Here is a 16,688-nt window from a genome sequence, read left to right as displayed (position 1 = left end):
GACGTCAGTCCTCGGGATCCAGCCGCCGCGCCCGCGCCAGCCGCCAGGCGTCGGCCGGGTCGCTGAAGACTTGCTCGGCCGTCGTGCCCGTCTCGCGGCCGGCGGCATCGATGGCGATGCGCTTGTCGAAGACGTAGCACTCGCCCTGCCAATCGGCTGCGGCGTCGGGAAAGGCTTCGAGGAAGCCCAGGATGCCGCCGTCGAGCTGCGCGACCTTCAGACCCTGGGCCTGCATCCACGCTGCTGTCTTCTCGCAGCGGATGCCACCGGTGCAGTACATCGCGACCGTCTTGCCCTGCCATTCGTCGCGGTGTGCCTCGACATAGGCCGGGAAGTCGCGGAAGTGGGCCACGCCGGGGTCGATGGCGCCGCGGAAGCGCCCCAGCTTGAACTCGAAGGTGTTGCGGTTGTCGAGGACGACGGTGTCGGGGTCGGCCAGCAGTTCGCGAAAGCGCTGTGGGCTGACATGGGTGCCGGTGTCCTCGCCGCTGACACCGGGAATGCCGAAGGCGACGATCTCGCGCTTGACGGAGACCTTGAGCAGACTGAAGGGCAAGCGCTCGCAGGCGTTGTGCTTGCAGTGCAGGCCGGCGAAACCCGGCTGCTGCTGGAGCAGCGCTTCAAAAGCTGCCACCACCTCGGCCGGGCCAGCCACCGCGGCGCTCAGGCCTTCCCCGGCCACCAGGATGACGCCGCCCAGACCGGCGGCGGCCTCGCGCAGCCAGGCGGCGAAGGCGGTGGGGTCGGCGACCGGCGTGAAACGGTAGAAGGAGCTGTGGACCAGGGGCATCGGCGCGGATTGTCGCGCCCGGCTGCCGGGGCCTCAGCTGGAGGACAGCACGAAGACGTTGCCTTCGGAGTCCTTGAACTTGGCGAACGTCCCCCAGGGCTGGGCCGTCGGCGGCGCGACGAACTCGACGCCGCGCTGCTGCAGCTGCCGGCAGGTCGCCTCGACGTCGTCGCAGGCGATGGCGCCGTTGAAGAAGGTGCCGATGCGATCCTCGTGGCCTTCGGGCGTGAACAGCACGACGCGCGTGGCCGAGTGGCCGACGCGCAGCTCGATCCAGCGCTTGCCCGGGCCCATGGGCTGGTCGGTAGCAACGGCGAAGCCGAGCTGGTCGCGGTAGAAGGCCAGCGCGCGGGCCGGGTCGGCGACGGGAACGCCGATGAATTTGACGTGGGTGATCATGGTGGCGGCTCGAAGCTGTTGGACGTGGCGCCCATTCTGGAAGCGCCCGGGCGGATCGCGTCCGATGGCTGCTATAGCATTGATCGCTATGCACAAACCGATCGCCCACCAGATCGACGCCTATGTCGTCGACACGCTGATGGCCGACCTCTGCGGCCATGACCGGCGGCCCTCGGCCTTTCTCGTCTACCTCTGCCTGGCCTGCGAGGCCCAGCGACGCCGCGCGGAAGCCGTGCCGCTGAGCCTGCAGGAGATCGCCACGCGCACCGGCCTGGCCAAGTCGACCGTGCAGACCGCCATCCGCCACCTGAAGCGCCGCGGCCTGCTGGACGCCGATCAGGTCGCGACGACGGCGGCCCCGCTGCGCCGGGTCGTCATGCCGTGGCGCGACTCCTAGAATCCTCGACCGCAATTCGGCCCCTTCCCATGTCCGACCGCCTCAAAGTCCTGCCCCAATACCTGATGCCCAAGCAGGCGATGACACGCCTGGCCGGGCATTACGCGTCCAAGCCGCTGGGTGGCGTGACGACCTCGGTCATCCGCCGCTTTGTCGGGCGCTACGGCGTCAACATGGCCGAGGCGGCCGAGCCCGACATCACGGCCTACAAGACCTTCAACGACTTCTTCACCCGGGCGCTGAAACCCGGCGCGCGGCCGCTGGCCGATGCTTCGCTGATCTGCCCGGTGGACGGCTCGATCAGCCAGGTGGGCCGCATCCAGGGCGACCAGATCTTCCAGGCCAAGGGACAGGCCTTCACGACGACGGCCCTGGTCGGCGGCGACGCGCAGCTCGCGGCGCGGTTCAAGGACGGCCTGTTCGCCAACCTTTACCTCAGCCCCAAGGACTACCACCGCATCCACATGCCGGCCGCCGGGCGGCTGGTGCGCATGGTGCATGTGCCGGGCGAGCTGTTCTCGGTGAACCCGACGACGGCGCGCGGCGTGCCGGGGCTGTTTGCGCGCAACGAGCGCGTCGTCTGCGTGTTCGATGACGACACCTTGGGTCGCTGGGTGCTGGTGCTGGTCGGCGCCACCATCGTCGGCAGCATGGCCACGGTCTGGCATGGCGTCATCAACCGCGCCGGCCCGGTACGCGAGTGGGACTACACACCTGGACAAGCGACGCTGGCTCAGGGCGACGAGATGGGCCGCTTCCTGCTCGGCTCCACGGTCGTCATGCTGTTCGAGAACAGCGGCCTGCAGTTCAACCCGGCGTGGCAACCGGGAGGCTCGGTCCGGATGGGTGAGCTGATGGCGAGCTGAGAAGCGCCGCAGCTGCAGCGGGCGCCAGGGGCTTGGCCAACAGCCAGCCCTGCAGATGTGTGCAGCCCAAGGCCTCGACCTCGGCGGCCTGCGCCTCGGTCTCGACGCCTTCCGCCACGATGGCCAGGCCCAGCGCCTGGGCCAGCACGCAGGCCGCGCGCACGACGGCGCCGGCGGACGGCTCGGGCAGCGGGTCGATCATGCTGCGATCAAGCTTGAGTGTGGTGATGGGCAGGCGGCGCAGCAGGGTCAGCGAGCTCTGACCGGTGCCGAAGTCGTCGAACGCGACGCCCACACCGGCGTCGCGCAGCCGGGCAAGCTGGGGCAGCACACGGTCCATGTGCGTCATCGCGGCGGTCTCGGTGATCTCGACCTCAATCAGCGTCGGCGCCAAGCCATGCGCGCGCACCAGGTCCAGCACCCAATCGGCAAAGCCGGTGTCCTCGAACTGCAGCGGCGACACATTCACGGCCACCGGCATCACGGCCAGGCCCTGCTGCTGCCAGGCACGCAGTTGCTGGGCCGCCTGGCGCAGGATCAGCGCGCCGAGCGGCACGATCTGGCCGGTGCGCTCGGCGGCGGGAATGAAGTCCGCCGGGCTGGCGCGCCCGCGCCCGGGGCGCTGCCAGCGCACCAGGGCCTCGAAGCCCGCCAGGCGGCGCGTGCCGGCCTCGAATTTCGGCTGGTAGTCGAGCTGGAACTCCTCGCGCTCGATGGCCGCGGCCAGGGCCTGTTCGATCTCCAGCAGGCCGCCCGCCGCTGCCGACATGCCGGGCCGAAAGGCAACGACGGCCGCGCCGGCCTGCTGCTTGGCCTGGTGCATGGCCACATCGGCCGCACGCAGCAGGGCCGCGCCGTCCCGGCCATGGGCGGGAAAAAGCGCGATGCCGACCGACAGGTGCACATACAAGGCCCGGTGGGCAACGGCAAAGGGCGCGTTCATCAGCGCCAGCAGGCGCTGGCCAACCAGCAGGGCGCCCGCGTCGTCATCGACGCCGGGCTGCAGCAGCAGGAACTGGTCTTCGCCCAGTCGTGCCAGCAGGGCCTCGGGCGGCAGGGCCTCGCGCAGGCGTGTCGCGATGGCCTGCAGCAGCGCGTCGCCGGTCTCGTGGCCCAGGCTTTCGTTGACGAGCTGGAAGCGGTCCAGGTCGGCCGACAGCAGCGCGAATCCCGGGCTGCCGGGCACCGTCAGCTCGGCCAGGCGGGCCAGGGCGGCGTGGCGGTTGGGCAGGTCGGTCAGCTCGTCATGCAGGGCCTGGCGGCGCAGCGCCTCGATGGCGCGCTGGCGCGCGGTGTCGTCCAGCATCAGCACCAGCAGGGCCGGCCCACCCTCCCATTCGATATAGCTGGAGCTGCCACGCAGATAGACGGCCTGGCCATCGCTGCGGTAGCGCTCGCCCTCCCAGGCGATCTGGCCGCTGCGCTCCTGCAGCAGGCGTTGGTAGCGGGCGCGCGCGGCCTCGATGTCGGAAGTGGCGATCAGCGGGCCGATGGGGCCGATGTCCTCCACGCGGTCGAAACCGAACATGGCCAGCGCCGCCGGGTTGGCATAGACGGCCCGCGACTCGCGCACGACAAGCAGACCCTGCATGGACTGCTCGTAGAGCTGGCGCAGCTGCGAATTGACTCGCTGCGTCTCGTGATGGGCGCGGCGCACCGACAGCAGGATCAGCGCCATGGCCAGCACGGCCTGCACATAGGTACCGAGGATGTGGGTGATGGGAGAGCGGGCCAACGGGTCCAGCAGCGGGCCGCTGAGGTGCACCAGGCCGGAGGCCGCAAAGCAGCCGGCGACGAAGCGCTCGCCGGTCGCCCCATCCCGCCACAGCCAGGCGGCGGCCAGCCAGGCGCCGGCGGTCAGGATCAGGGCAGCGGCAACGACGGCATGGCGCTGCTGCACCAGTGCCAGCGCCAGGATGAAGCCGAGCAGGGACGCGAACAGCGGCGCGTTGCGCCGCCAGCGCCAGAGCCGGCCGCGGTAGCGCGCCGCGCCAGCCAGTTGCAGAGACAGCGAGGCGATGACGGCGGCCGTCGCCACGGTGGCCTGGAGCTTGTAGTGCACGGACTCCGGGTCCGGCGGCACGAGGGCGATGCCCAGCGTGAGGCCCACGGCGAGCAGGACATGGCTCCAGCCCCAGTCGCTGATGTGGGGATGACCAGGCTCCAGCCGCGCCAGCACCAGCAGCGCCACGCCAAGCAGGGCGATCAAGCTGGTGCTGATCAGCAGGGATCCCGTCATCGGCCCATCCTAGCCAGGATGGGCCGCGCCACGTGACATCAGTCACGCGCCGAGTCGTTAGAACTCAGGACGGATGTCACGCGCGGCCAGCGCCCAGCGGTCACCAGGTGAAGGTCACGACGCCGCTGGCCGGCAGCTCGTAGCTGAAGCGCCGGCCCGGCGCCTGCACCGTGAAGCGGCGGGGCGCGCCGGCGGAGTTGCTGACGATCAGCGCCGTGCTGCCATCCGGGTTCGTGAACGCGACGTGGTCCAGGCCCGTCTTCTTGCCCTCGCCGCCTTCCGAGTCGATGCGCCGTGCGCCCTGCTGCACGAAACGACTGGCGTGGCCGAAGGCGTAGTACTCGATGTTGCGCGTGACCTTGCCGGTCTTGGGGTCGATGGTGACGACGCCACGGCAGTCCTTGCAACCGCCCAGGTGCGGGCCGTATTGCGGGTCCAGCGCCAGGTTCCACATCAGCACGCCACGTGCGCCGTGGCGGGTGCTGCCGATGATGAGGTTGCGCGTGATCCAGGGCAGTGTCTCGGCCCACTGCGGCTTCCATTCGCCGCCGGAACACTCGGTGAACCAGACGTCCAGCTCCGGGAAGTGCTGGGCCACCTGCGACTGCGCGGACACATCGCCCGCATAGCAATGCCAGGCCACGCCCGACACATATTGGCGCGCCGTGGCATCGGACAGCATGGACAGCGGGCTCCACGGCTCGTCCCAGTTGTGATCCCACTCCAGGATCTGCGTCTTCAGGCCTTGGGCTTTGAGCAACGGGCCGAGGTGCTGGCCGACGACGGTCGCGCGCGTGGCCGGCGTCATGCGCATGCCGGGGTAGTCGGGCGGCTCGAAGTGCGGCTCGTTCTGCAGCGTCAGCGCAAAGATGGGCACGCCCTCGGCGCGCATGCTCTCGACGTAGCGCACCATGTAGCGGGCAAAGGCGCCGTAGAACTCGGGCTTGAGCTGCCCCTGCACGAGGCTGTCGGTCGTCTTCATCCAGCCCGGCGCGCTCCATGGCGAGGCCATCACCTGCAGCTTGGGATTGAGCGCCAGGGCCTGCTTGACGGCGGGGATGACGTCGGCGCGTTCGGTGTTGAGAGAGAAGTTCTTCAGCTCGGGGTCGGTCTGGCCCGGCGGCATGTCGTCGAGACTGTAGTGGCGGCGCGAGAAGTCCGATGCGCCGATCGTGAGCCGAGTCAACTCGAAGCCCAGGCCCTTACCGTCATTCCCCTCCCGCGTGAACAGCTCGCGCATCAGCGCGTCGCGCTGGGGCTCGCTCATGCCGTGGCGGATCAGCCAGGCCGAGCCCTCGGTGATGGCTGCTCCGAAGCCGGCGATGCGCTGGTGCTGGCGCTTCGGGTCGATGCGGATCACGGCATCGGCCTTGTTGGCGGACTTGCTCACTTCGCTTGGCGCCAGCAACTGCTGCTGGTCGGCGGTCGTCAGAAAAGCCCGCACAGGTTCGGCGTTAGCAACGCTGGCGAGCGCGGCTGTCAGGGCGAGCAGAAGGATCTTCATGGCGGTTTCAGCTCAGGCGTTGTTCACTGGCGGCGTCGAAAACACTGAGCGCCGACTCGTCGATGTCGAAGGCCAGCTCGTCGCCGGCCAAGATGCGGCGGCCGTCGTGCACCAGGACCGAGAAGCCCTGCTCGCCCAGCTTCATCCAGACGACCTGGTGGTTGCCCATGGGCTCGACCAATTGCACCGTCGCGCGCCAGCGGCCATCCGACTGCAGGCGCACGTGCTCGGGCCGCACGCCGAGCACGAGGCTCTGGCCGGCCTTCGCACGCCCCTCAGCCAGCCGCAGAGGCAGCGCGCCTTCAAGCGAGCGGCCGTCGGCACCGACCTGGGCCGGCACCATGTTGATGGCGGGCGAACCGAGGAAGCCGGCGACGAAGAGATTGGCCGGGCGCTCGTAGACCTCGCCGGGCGTGCCGATCTGCTGGATGACGCCGCTCTTCATGACGACGATGCGCGAGGCCAGCGTCATGGCCTCGACCTGGTCGTGGGTCACGTAGATCATCGTGTTGCCCAGCGTCTGGTGCAGCAGCTTCAATTCGCGGCGCAGCTCGGCGCGAAGCTTGGCGTCGAGGTTGGACAGCGGCTCGTCGAACAGGAAGACGCCGGCCTCGCGCACCAGCGCCCGGCCGATGGCGACGCGCTGGCGCTGGCCGCCGGACAGCTGAGCCGGCTTGCGGCTAAGAAGCGGCGTCAGCTGCAGCATGTCGGCCGCGCGCTTCACGCGGCGCTCGATCTCGGCCTTGGGAATGCCGGCCACGCGCGGGCCGAAGGACATGTTGCGCTCCACCGTCATCGTCGGGTACAGCGCATAGCTCTGGAAGACCATGCCGATGCCGCGCTCGGAGGGCTCAGCGTCGGTCATGTCCTGGCCGCCGATGTGGATGCTGCCTGCGCTCACGTCGATGAGGCCGGCGATGCTGTGCAGCAGCGTCGACTTGCCGCAGCCCGAAGGGCCGAGCAGCACGAGGAATTCGCCCTCGACGACCTGGAGGTCCAGGTTCTTGATGACCTCGTTGTGGCCGAACTTGATGCTCAGACCTTGGATGTTCACGCCACTCATTTGACTGCGCCCGCTGCAATGCCGCGCACGAACCAGCGGCCGGAAATCAGATAGACCAACAGGGGCACGGCGGACGTCAGGATCGTCGCGGCCATGTTGAGGTTGTAGAGACGCTCACCCGTCGTCGTGTTGATGACGTTGTTGAGCTGCACCGTCATCGGCTGGTTCTCGCGGCCGGCGAAGGTCAGGCCGAGGATGTAGTCGTTCCACACGCCGGTGATCTGCATGATGGCCGCGACGATCAGCATCGGCGTGGACATCGGCAGCACCAGCTGCGCGAAGATGCGCCAGAAGCCGCCGCCATCCACGCGCGCCGCCTTGAACAGCTCGGTCGGCAGGCTGGCGTAGTAGTTGCGGAACAGCAGCGTCATGATGGGCATGGCGAACACCAGGTGCACGGCGACGATGCCGGGCAGGCTGCTGTAGATGCCGATGGCCGCTTCCAGCTTGACGAGCGGATAGATCATCACCTGGATGGGGATGAAGGCGCCCATCATCAGCACGCCGAACAGCCACTGGCCGCCCTTGGGCTTCCACCAGGAGAGCGCATAGCCGTTGATGGCACCCAGCAGGATGGGCAGGATGACCGACGGCACCGTGATGGCCACCGAGCTCCAGAAGCCGCCGCGAATGCCTTCGCAGCTGACGCCCGTGCAGGCTTCGCTCCAGGCGGCACGCCAGGCGCCCAGCGAGGGCGCCGACGGCAGCGCGAAGATCTGGCCGAGGCGGATCTCCTCCATGCTTTTGAACGAGGTCGTCAGCATCACGTACAGCGGCAGCAGGAAGAAGGCCGCGGCGAAGAGCAGGAAGGCGTAGACGCCGATGCGGGCCCAATGCTTGGTGCGCTTCATGCGTGGCCTCCCTTCGCGGCCTGGCGGCTGCGCACGTAGGCGAGCGGCGCGACCAAGGCGAGGACCGTGAGCAGCAACACCACAGCACCCGCCGAAGCCAGCGCCAGGTTGGCGCGGCCGAACAGGTGGTCCATGATGAACTTGGCCGGCACGTCGCTGGCCGTGCCGGGGCCGCCCTGGGTCATCGCGACGACGGTGTCGAAGACCTTGACGACGCCGGTGGCCAGCAGCGTGAAGACGGTCGCCAGCGTCGGGCCCATCATGGGCAACACGACGGACAGATACACGCGCCAGGTCGGAATGCCGTCCAGCCGCGCCGCCTTCCAGATCTCCTCGTCGATGCCGCGCAGGCCGGCGAGCATCAGCGCCATCACCAGCCCCGCACCCTGCCAGGTGCCGGCGATGACGACGGTGTAGATGACCATGTCCTGGTCAACGATCCAGTCGAAGCTGAAATCCTTCCAGCCCATCTGCTGCATCGCGTTCTGCAGGCCGCTGTCGGGGTTGAGCACCCATTGCCAGACCAGGCCGGTCGCGACGAAGGACATCGCATACGGGTACAGGAAGGCGGTGCGCAGCACGCCCTCGCCGCGCACCTTCTGGTCGATGAAGACGGCCAGCAGAAAGCCCAGCAGCATGGCCGCGACGATGTAGAGCACACCGTAGACGGCGAGGTTGTGGATGGCGAGCTGCCAGCGATCGTTGTCGAGCAGGCGTTCGAACTGCTGCAGGCCGACGAAGTCGTCCTTGGGGAAGGTGCGCGAGCTGGACACGGAGGTGCGCAGCGTCCACAGCACCGTGCCGACATAGCCGACGAGAACGATGACGGCCAGGGGCAGCAGCGCGCCCCAGGCCGCGAGGGAACGGCGTTTCATCGTCAGGACTTCAGCGCGTTGACGATGTCCTTCTGGACCTTCTCGACCGGAATGTTGCGGTTCCAGTAGCTCGTCAGCACGTCCTGCAGGGCGCCGTTCTGGTCGGGCGTGATGTAGATCTCGCCGTTGCCGAGCTGGCGCGACTTGTCCTTCATCGCGGCCACGCCCATCTGGGCGCACATGTCCATCTGGCTGACGTCGACGTCGGTGCGGATGGGGATGGAGCCCTTCTTCATGCTGAAGGCGACTTGCGTGGCGGGCTGGGTGATGACGCTGGCCAGCAGCTGCTGGGCCTTGACCTGGTCGGGCTTGTCGGTCTTGGGGAAGACCATCACGTCGCCCTGGATGATGTAGGGCGCCTTGGGGCCGAAGCCTGGGGCGCAGCCGTAGTCCTTGCCGGCCTCCTGCTTGGCCTGGGCGAACTCGCCCTTGGCCCAGTCGCCCATGATCTGCACGCCGCCGCGGCCGCTGATGAGCATGGCGGTGGCGTCGTTCCAGTTGCGGCCGGGCGAGCCCTTGTCGGTGTAGCCCTGCAGCTTCTTGTAGGCCAGCAGCACCTTCTTGAAGTCCTCGCCCAGGATGGCCTTGGGGTCGCGGTCGCGGAAGATCTTGAGATACAGGTCGCGGCCGCCGTAGTGGGCCAGCACGGCCGTGAAGACGATGCCGTCCTGCCAGGGCTGGCCGCCATGGGCCAGCGGCACAAGGCCGGCGGCCTTGAGCTTGTCCAGCGCCCCAAACAGCTCATCGAAGTTCTTGGGCTCTTCCGCGATGCCGGCCTTCTTGAAGGCGGCCTTGGAGAACCAGAACCAGGTCATGTTGTGGATGTTGACCGGCGCGGCGTAGTAGTGGCCGTTGACGCGGATGGCGCTCAGCACGGTCTCGGGCAGGAACTTGTCCCAGCCGTCGCGCTGGGCCACCGCGTCGACGTTGTTCAGCAGGCCCTGGTCGACGATGTCGCGGAACTGCTGGGTGGTGTTGAACTGGGCGGCCGTGGGCGGGTTGCCGCCGGCGATGCGGTTGATGGCGACCGAGCGAGCCTGCTCGCCCAGGGCGACAGCCGTGTCGACCCAGATGCCGCCCTGGGCCTTGTAGGCCTCGGCCAGGGTCTTGGCGGCGGCGGATTCGCCGCCCGAGGTCCACCAATGGATGACCTCGGCTTTCAGGGGTTCAGCGGCGTTGGAAGCGGTTGCAGCCAGCAGCGCAACCGCGGCCAGGGCGTGGCGGGGGAACTTCATCTTGTCTCCGGATCTTTGAGGGCGGCGAGGCGCAGTTTGCCCCGGCGCGGCTTGGCGCGCCTGAGGGAGGACCCTGTAATATTTCATTTAGAAACCGCCTGTACCCTTTAAATAAGGGGCGACATGCCGTTAATTATTCGTTCAGGAACTGGCCGTACCAGAGGCCGCTGTCCTTCAGCGTGCGCTTCTGGGTGGCGTAGTCGACATAGGCGATGCCGAAGCGGCGCAGATAGCCCTCGGCCCATTCGAAGTTGTCCAGCAGGCTCCAGGCGAAGTAGCCCTTGACCGGCACGCCGGCGTCCAGCGCCTGCTTGACCGCACTCAGATGGCGCTGCAGATAGGACAGGCGTTCGGCATCGTGCACATGGCCGTCGGGCGTCAGCACATCTTCGAAAGTGGACCCGTTCTCGGTCAGCTGGATGACGGCCGGGTTGTAGTCGCGCTGGATGCGGGTCAACAGGTCCACCAGCCCCTGTGGCGAGATCTCCCAGCCGAAGCCGGTGCGTTCGACGCCCTCGCGCTCCACCAGGCTGGCACGCATCGGGCCACCGGCCGGATCGGCCTTGACCATCTCGGGGAAGTAGTAGTTGACGCCGAGGAAGTCGGTCGCGGTGGCTATTGCCGCCAGGTCGCCGGCCTCCACCTTGGGCGCGGCATTTCCGGATGACGCGAGCAGCGCCAGCGTGTCTTCGGGATAGCCGCGGCCGAACAGCGGGTCGAGGAACCAGCGGTTGCGCAGGCCATCGTGGCGTTTCAGCGCGGCGGCGTCCTCGGCGCTATCGGATGCGGCGGTGATGGGGTGCAGGCTGAGCGTGATGCCGACTTGGGCGCCGGCCGAGTTCTTGCGGATCAGCGGGATGGCCTGGCCATGCGACAACAGCACGTGGTGGCAGGCCTGCATCGCATCGGCCAGGCTCTTGCCGCCGGGCGCATGCACGCCCTCCCAGTAGCCCATCATGCAGGAGCACCAGGGTTCGTTGTGCGTGATCCAGTGCTTGACACGGTCGCCCAGGCGGCGCGTGACGATGTCGGTGTATTCGAGGAAGGCGCCGACCGTGTCGCGCGAGAGCCAGCCGCCTTGCTCCTGCAGCGGCTGCGGCAGGTCCCAGTGGTAGAGCGTGGCCCAGGGGTCCAGGCCGCGCTCCAGCATGCCGTCCACCAGCCGGTCGTAGAAGGCCAGGCCCGCTTCGTTCACGGCGCCCCGCCCTGCAGTTCCGTTTGGAAGAATGCGCGGCCAGGCGATGGAGAAGCGGTAGGCGTTGACGCCCAGAGCCTTCGCCATGTCCAGGTCCTGCGGGAACAGGTGGTAATGGTCGCAGGCCACCAGCGCGTTGGAGCCGTCGCGGATGCGGCCGGGCTCGCTGCAGAAGCGGTCCCAGATGGACTCGCCCTTGCCGTCCTCGCGGCCGGCGCCCTCGATCTGGAAGGATGAGGTGGACACGCCCCAGCGGAAGTCGGCGGGGAAGTCTTGGCGTTTCGGGGCGGTGTGGGAGCTCATGCTTCGAATGGGAGGCGCCGGCAGCGCGGCCGGCGCGGGTTCAGGGAACTGGGAAATCGATCAGAACTTGTACGTGCCGCCGATCAGGAACTGGCGGCCATAGGACGTGTATCGCTCAGGCAAGGTAGCGTTGGGATCGACGGAACCGGTGGAGACACCGACGCGGGTGCGATAGGGCTCGTCACGCAGATTGTTGACCTGCAGCGTCAGCGACAGACCCTTGAAGAGGCCCGATTCGAACGCGTAGCCGATCTGCGCGTCGATGATGGTTTCACTGGAGATCATGCTCGGCACGTTCTCGCCAAAGGTGCCGCGCACCGTCGTCACGAAGGGCGAGCGATGGCGGCTGCCGATGCGCGCCGAGATACCGTCGCGTTCGTAATAGACGGTGAAGTTGGTCGCCTTGCCCGACAGACCATCCAAAGGTTTGCTGACGTCATTGCCCTCGTGCAGCGAGCTGCGCGTGTCCGAGTAGCTCAGGCTCACACCGATGCCATCCAGCGCGGGGCTGATCAGGCCGCCGTCCAGCGAGCCACTCAGCTCGGTGCCGGCGATCATCCCGCCGCCGCCGTTGGACTGGGTAGTCAACGTGCCGATGTTGCTGTAGGGCGTGAAGGCCGTCGGGTTGGGAAAGCCGGTGAAGTCGAAGTCGATGGACTGCGAGTAGACGAAGTTCTTGATGTTCTTGTGGAAGACCGCGGCCGCCACATAGCTGCGCTTGCTGAAGTAGTGCTCCACGGACAGGTCCACCGCGTCGGCGCGCCAGGGCTCCAGCTTGGGGTTGCCGCCATTGGCCGACCACAGATGCGGCTCGGTCGTGCTGACGCTGATGCCCGCGAAGCCGGCGCGCATGTCCTCCATGTTCGGCCGCGCCAGCACCTTGGCCAGGCCGAAGCGCACGATGGTGTTGGCAGTCACGTCGGCAGCGATGTTGAGGCTGGGCAGCGTGTCGGTGTAGCTGGTGCCGCCGGTGGCAGGTTCGGTCGCGTTGGTCTTGCCGTTCCAGAACAGGCCGTCGCTCCACTGCTTGGCATGCACGACGCGCAGGCCCAAGCTGCCGTGGATGGGCACGCCCCAGTCGAACTCGAAGCCGAGCTTGGCGTGGGCGGCCGTGACCTTCTCGTGCACCTGCCAGATACGGCCCGGTGCCTGGTCGGCCGAGGTGGGCACCACGTCGTACAAGCTCAGCGCGCTCGGCAGGTCGAAATTGACCATGCGGATATTGCTGCCGGCAAAGCCCAGGTCGGTCGGCGAGCGCAGCAGCGCGGACGGAATCAGCATCGGCGCGCGGCCGTTCTTGAGGTTGTAGTTCACCTCGGTGCGGTTCATGTCCTTGTCGCGCTCGGAGTAGTCCAGCCCGCCCTCGATGTTGCTGAGCCAGCTGTCGAAGTTGCGGCCCGCCGTCAGCTTGAGCGCCTTGATCTGGTCGCGCACCTTGGGAAACTGGCTGCGGCCGTCGCGGCCCCAGTTGGCGGGGTCGGTCAGGTAGACGCTCTTGCCGTCGCCGAAGTCGAAGGTCGGCGCGAAGGTGGAGCGACCGTCGCCGGTGACGATGTTGGCCTGCCCCAGGCTGACACGGCTCAGCGAGCCCGCCTGCACTTCCGCGTTCTGCTCGTCGCGCTTGGCCTTGGACCAGCTCAGGTCCCCCACCAGCTTCCAGTCAGCCAGCTTCAGCTCGTTGTTCCAGCCGATGGCGCGGATGTCGTCCTGGCGCTTGTTGAAGGTCGTCAGCGCCACCGGCGTGGTGTTGTTGACGATGCCACTGGTGACGATCTTGTCGCCGTTGACCACCGTCGTCTGCGCATTGCTCCAGGTCGCACCCGACCAGGTCGACATGTCGGACATCACCGTGCGGCGCGCCTCGGTCTGGTCGAACTTGGAGTAGTAGAGGTCCAGCGTGCTGTGGAAATCGGCATTGGGCTTGTACTCGAGCACGCCCATCAGGCCGTCACGCTTCTGGCGCGACGAGGCGGCACCCAACTCGAAGCCCTGCAGCGCGACGGCGTCCGTGGGCACGCCGGGCAGTGGTGCGCCCCAGTTGTTGGTGTTGGCCCACCACCAGCTCTTGTAGTGCTTTTCCTGGTTGGGCGAGTCCAGGTGCGCAAAGCCGACGGCCGCGCCCCAGGTGCGGTCGGCCGACTGCGTCACATACGAGGCGCTCAGGCGGTTGCCGGTGCCGGAGATCTCGGGGTTCAGCGAGCCGTTGGAGTTGCGTTCCACGCGAGCGCCGACGACACCGCGCGAGGTCGCGAAGTCCAGCGGGCGCAGCGTCTTCATGTTGACCGTGCCCGACAGGCCTTGCGCCGACAGGCTGGCGTCCGGCGTCTTGTAGACCGTGGCGGCGTTGATCAGCTCCGACGGGAACTGGTCGTACTCCACCGAGCGGTTGTCGCCCGTGGAGACGATCTCGCGGCCGTTCAGCAGCGTCACGCCATAGCGCGGCGCCATGCCGCGGATGCTGATGACGGACGAGCGCCCGGCCACGCGCTGAGCCGTCAGGCCGGGCAGGCGCGAGATCGCGTCGGCGATGGACACGTCGGGCAGCTTGCCAATGTCCTCGGCCGAGACGGATTCGACGATGGCATCGGCGTTGCGCTTGGTGCTGATCGAGGATTCCAGGCTGGCGCGAAAGCCGGTGACCGTCACGGTGTCGAGCTTCTGCTCGCCCGCCGGCGCGGTCTGGGCCAGTGCCAGCGCCGATGCGCCCAGCAGGCCGACGCAGACGGCAATGGGCGTGAGGCGATTGCGCCGCTGGGGCGAAGTTGGGGCGATGGTGCGCACTGCCGCACGCTGAGCTTGCTTGAGCATTTCTTTCGTCTCCTGGTTCGTCTTGTTCGCTGCTCGGCCGGCTTTTTGGGTGGCGATGCCTCCGCGCTCCTTGGCGGTGTCGGCATCAAAATTGGAACCGGTTCCAAACACGGCGCAAATCTAATGCGCCACAGTCGGGGCTGTCAATCTCGTCGGCCCGGGGGTTGACGTTTTTTTGCTTCACCCACTACCGTCGCGCTCCCAACGGACACTCCACGATGACTCGCTCAACCGCACTTCTCGCTGCCCTGCTTGCCCTGGCGACCATGGCCGGCGCGGCCGAAACCGATGCCGTCGTGCAGGCCTGGCCGGCCCGCAAGCCCGTGCGGGATGCGGCACTCGAGGCCAAGGTCGAGGCCGCGCTGAAGAACTTGACCCTGCGCCAGAAGATCGGCCAGATGACCCAGCCCGAGATCCGCGCGATCACGCCGGAGCAGGTGCGCGAGTACGCCATCGGCACTATCCTGAACGGCGGTGGGGGCTGGCCGGGCCAGGACCGCGCGGCCACGCCGGCGCAGTGGCGCGAGCTGTCCGAAAAGTTCCAGGCCGCGGCCCTGCAGGCCACGCCGGGCATCCCGCTGATCTGGGGCACCGACGCCGTGCACGGCCACAACAACGTGCGCGGCGCCACTCTCTTCCCGCACAACATCGCGCTGGGTGCGACGCGTGACGCCGACCTGGTGCGCGACATCGGCCGCGCCACGGCGCGCGCCATCCGCGCCTCGGGCCTGCACTGGGCCTTCTCGCCTACGCTGGCTGTCGTGCAGGACGTGCGCTGGGGCCGCACCTACGAGAGCTTCGGCGTCGATCCGGCCCTGGTGAAGCGCCTCGGCCAGGCCTCGGTGGAAGGCTTGCAGGACGGCATGAAGGAGGGCCGCGGCGTGCTGGCGACTGCCAAGCACTACGTCGGCGATGGCGGCACGCGCCGCGGCATCGACCAGGGCGTGACGCAGGCTTCGCCGGCCGATCTCGCCAATGTGCACGGCGCGGGCTACCTGGGTGCGCTGGACGCCGGCGTGCTGACCGTCATGACCTCCTTCAGCAGCTGGACCGACAGCGCTGGCTACGTCGAGCACGGCAAGATGCATGGCAACGCCGTGCTGATGACCGGCGTGCTGAAAGACCGCCTGGCCTTCGACGGCCTCATCGTCAGCGACTGGGACGGCGTCGGCCAGGTGCCCGGCTGCACGCCCGAGGACTGCCCGGCCGCCATCAACGCCGGCATCGACGTCGTCATGGTGCCCTTCCACTGGAAGGCCTTCTTCGACAACACCCTGCGGGCTGCCGAGCAGGGCAGGATCCCGATGGCCCGCATCGACGACGCAGTGCGCCGCATCCTGCGCGTGAAGTTCAGCATCGGCATGCAGCCGGCCGTGCCCGCCACGGTCGAGGCGATGCAGGCGCCCGAGCTGGCGCGCCGCGCGGTGCGCGAGTCGCTGGTGCTGCTGAAGAACAAGCCCGGCCTGCTGCCGCTCAAGGGCACGGCCCGCGTGCTCGTTGTCGGTACCGCGGCCGACAGTCTGGCCCACCAGAGCGGCGGCTGGAGCGTGACCTGGCAGGGCCGCGACACGAGCAATGTCGACTATCCGCAAGGCACGTCGCTGCTGGCGGCATTGCGGCAGCGCCTGGGTGCCGCGCAGGTCACCTTCGACGCTGACGGCAGCAAGAGCGACCCGAAGAACTTCGACGCCGTCGTCGCCGTGCTCGCCGAGACACCCTATGCCGAGGGCGAGGGCGATGCGCGCATCACCGAAAACCTGCGCTTCAGCCGTCGCCATCCCAAGGACGCGGAAGTGCTGCAGCGGGTCGCCGGCCGCGGCAAACCCGTCGTCACGCTGCTGTACTCGGGCCGGCCGCTCTATGTGAATGACCTGGCCAACAAGAGCGATGCCTTCATTGCCGCCTGGCAGCCCGGCACCGAGGGCGCCGGCTTGGTCGACGTGCTGGTGGAACCGACCGCCGGCAAGGCCTGGCCGGGCTTCACCGGCCGCCTGTCCTTCCCCTGGCCTGCAGGCCCCTGCCAATTCAGCAGCCACGAAGCCAGGTCCTGGTGGCCGGTCGGGGGCGGCCTGAGTGGCAAGGAAACCCAGGCAAATACCAAGGCCCTGCCCGAGCCGGCAGACCCCGCCCCGATCTGCCCCCTGTGATTCAATCCGCCCCAAC

At 68.0% G+C, this 16,688-nt stretch carries 13 protein-coding genes; 3 read left to right on the top strand and 10 right to left on the bottom strand.

Going from position 1 to position 16,688, the window contains the following annotated elements; all coding sequences use genetic code 11:
* Nucleotides 1-4: 4 nt before the first annotated feature.
* Entirely contained in the window at nt 5-790 is a 786-nt protein-coding gene (gene trhO, locus ACXJKM_RS10855) for an oxygen-dependent tRNA uridine(34) hydroxylase TrhO (protein ID WP_457352272.1), read from the bottom strand.
* A gap of 33 nt (nt 791-823) precedes the next feature.
* The gene (locus ACXJKM_RS10850; RefSeq protein ID WP_457319865.1) at nt 824-1,189 is read right to left on the bottom strand and encodes a VOC family protein; all 366 of its coding nucleotides are present in this window, start codon (nt 1,187-1,189) and stop codon (nt 824-826) included.
* Between the two features lie 88 nt (nt 1,190-1,277).
* Between ACXJKM_RS10850 and ACXJKM_RS10845 the strand changes: the two genes are divergently transcribed.
* Together ACXJKM_RS10845 and asd are read left to right on the top strand one after the other, a co-directional pair.
* Entirely contained in the window at nt 1,278-1,586 is a 309-nt protein-coding gene (locus tag ACXJKM_RS10845) for a helix-turn-helix domain-containing protein (RefSeq protein ID WP_056200609.1), read from the top strand.
* Between the two features lie 29 nt (nt 1,587-1,615).
* Entirely contained in the window at nt 1,616-2,452 is an 837-nt protein-coding gene (asd, locus tag ACXJKM_RS10840) for an archaetidylserine decarboxylase (RefSeq protein WP_457352270.1), read from the top strand.
* On the opposite strand, the gene ACXJKM_RS10835 is transcribed toward asd, so the two are convergent.
* From ACXJKM_RS10835 to ACXJKM_RS10800, 8 genes are all read right to left on the bottom strand, one after another.
* Nucleotides 2,394-4,691, bottom strand: coding sequence for a putative bifunctional diguanylate cyclase/phosphodiesterase (locus ACXJKM_RS10835; RefSeq protein ID WP_457352268.1), 2,298 nt, complete (start codon nt 4,689-4,691; stop codon nt 2,394-2,396). The two genes, asd and ACXJKM_RS10835, sit on opposite strands and share 59 nt — an antisense overlap.
* Nucleotides 4,692-4,791: 100 nt before the next feature.
* Entirely contained in the window at nt 4,792-6,195 is a 1,404-nt protein-coding gene (locus ACXJKM_RS10830; protein ID WP_457352266.1) for a glycoside hydrolase family 30 protein, read from the bottom strand.
* Nucleotides 6,196-6,202: 7 nt separating this feature from the next.
* The gene (locus ACXJKM_RS10825; protein ID WP_457352264.1) at nt 6,203-7,258 is read right to left on the bottom strand and encodes an ABC transporter ATP-binding protein; all 1,056 of its coding nucleotides are present in this window, start codon (nt 7,256-7,258) and stop codon (nt 6,203-6,205) included.
* Entirely contained in the window at nt 7,255-8,109 is an 855-nt protein-coding gene (locus ACXJKM_RS10820; RefSeq protein ID WP_457319855.1) for a carbohydrate ABC transporter permease, read from the bottom strand. The genes ACXJKM_RS10825 and ACXJKM_RS10820 overlap by 4 nt, the downstream gene beginning before the upstream one ends.
* Nucleotides 8,106-8,984, bottom strand: coding sequence for a carbohydrate ABC transporter permease (locus ACXJKM_RS10815; protein ID WP_457352262.1), 879 nt, complete (start codon nt 8,982-8,984; stop codon nt 8,106-8,108). Before ACXJKM_RS10815 ends, ACXJKM_RS10820 begins: the two co-directional genes overlap by 4 nt.
* A 2-nt stretch (nt 8,985-8,986) precedes the next feature.
* A complete protein-coding gene (locus tag ACXJKM_RS10810; RefSeq protein ID WP_457352260.1) occupies nt 8,987-10,219 on the bottom strand; it encodes an ABC transporter substrate-binding protein in 1,233 nt (410 codons plus the stop codon).
* Between the two features lie 133 nt (nt 10,220-10,352).
* Entirely contained in the window at nt 10,353-11,717 is a 1,365-nt protein-coding gene (locus ACXJKM_RS10805) for a GH1 family beta-glucosidase (protein WP_457352258.1), read from the bottom strand.
* A 60-nt stretch (nt 11,718-11,777) separates the two neighbouring features.
* Nucleotides 11,778-14,525 carry a TonB-dependent receptor gene (locus ACXJKM_RS10800; protein WP_157281853.1) on the bottom strand — a complete coding sequence of 916 codons (2,748 nt, stop codon included), beginning with the start codon at nt 14,523-14,525 and terminating at the stop codon, nt 11,778-11,780.
* A gap of 218 nt (nt 14,526-14,743) precedes the next feature.
* On the opposite strand from ACXJKM_RS10800, the gene ACXJKM_RS10795 reads away from it, so the two are divergent.
* Complete coding sequence (locus tag ACXJKM_RS10795) at nt 14,744-16,672, top strand: glycoside hydrolase family 3 protein (protein ID WP_457352255.1); 1,929 nt, start codon at nt 14,744-14,746, stop codon at nt 16,670-16,672.
* The last annotated feature ends 16 nt before the right edge of the window (nt 16,673-16,688 follow it).

Source organism: Roseateles sp. P5_D6 (genome assembly GCF_054049415.1).
Note: the sequence above shows the minus strand (reverse complement) of the source record. Positions and strands in the feature narration are given on the sequence as shown.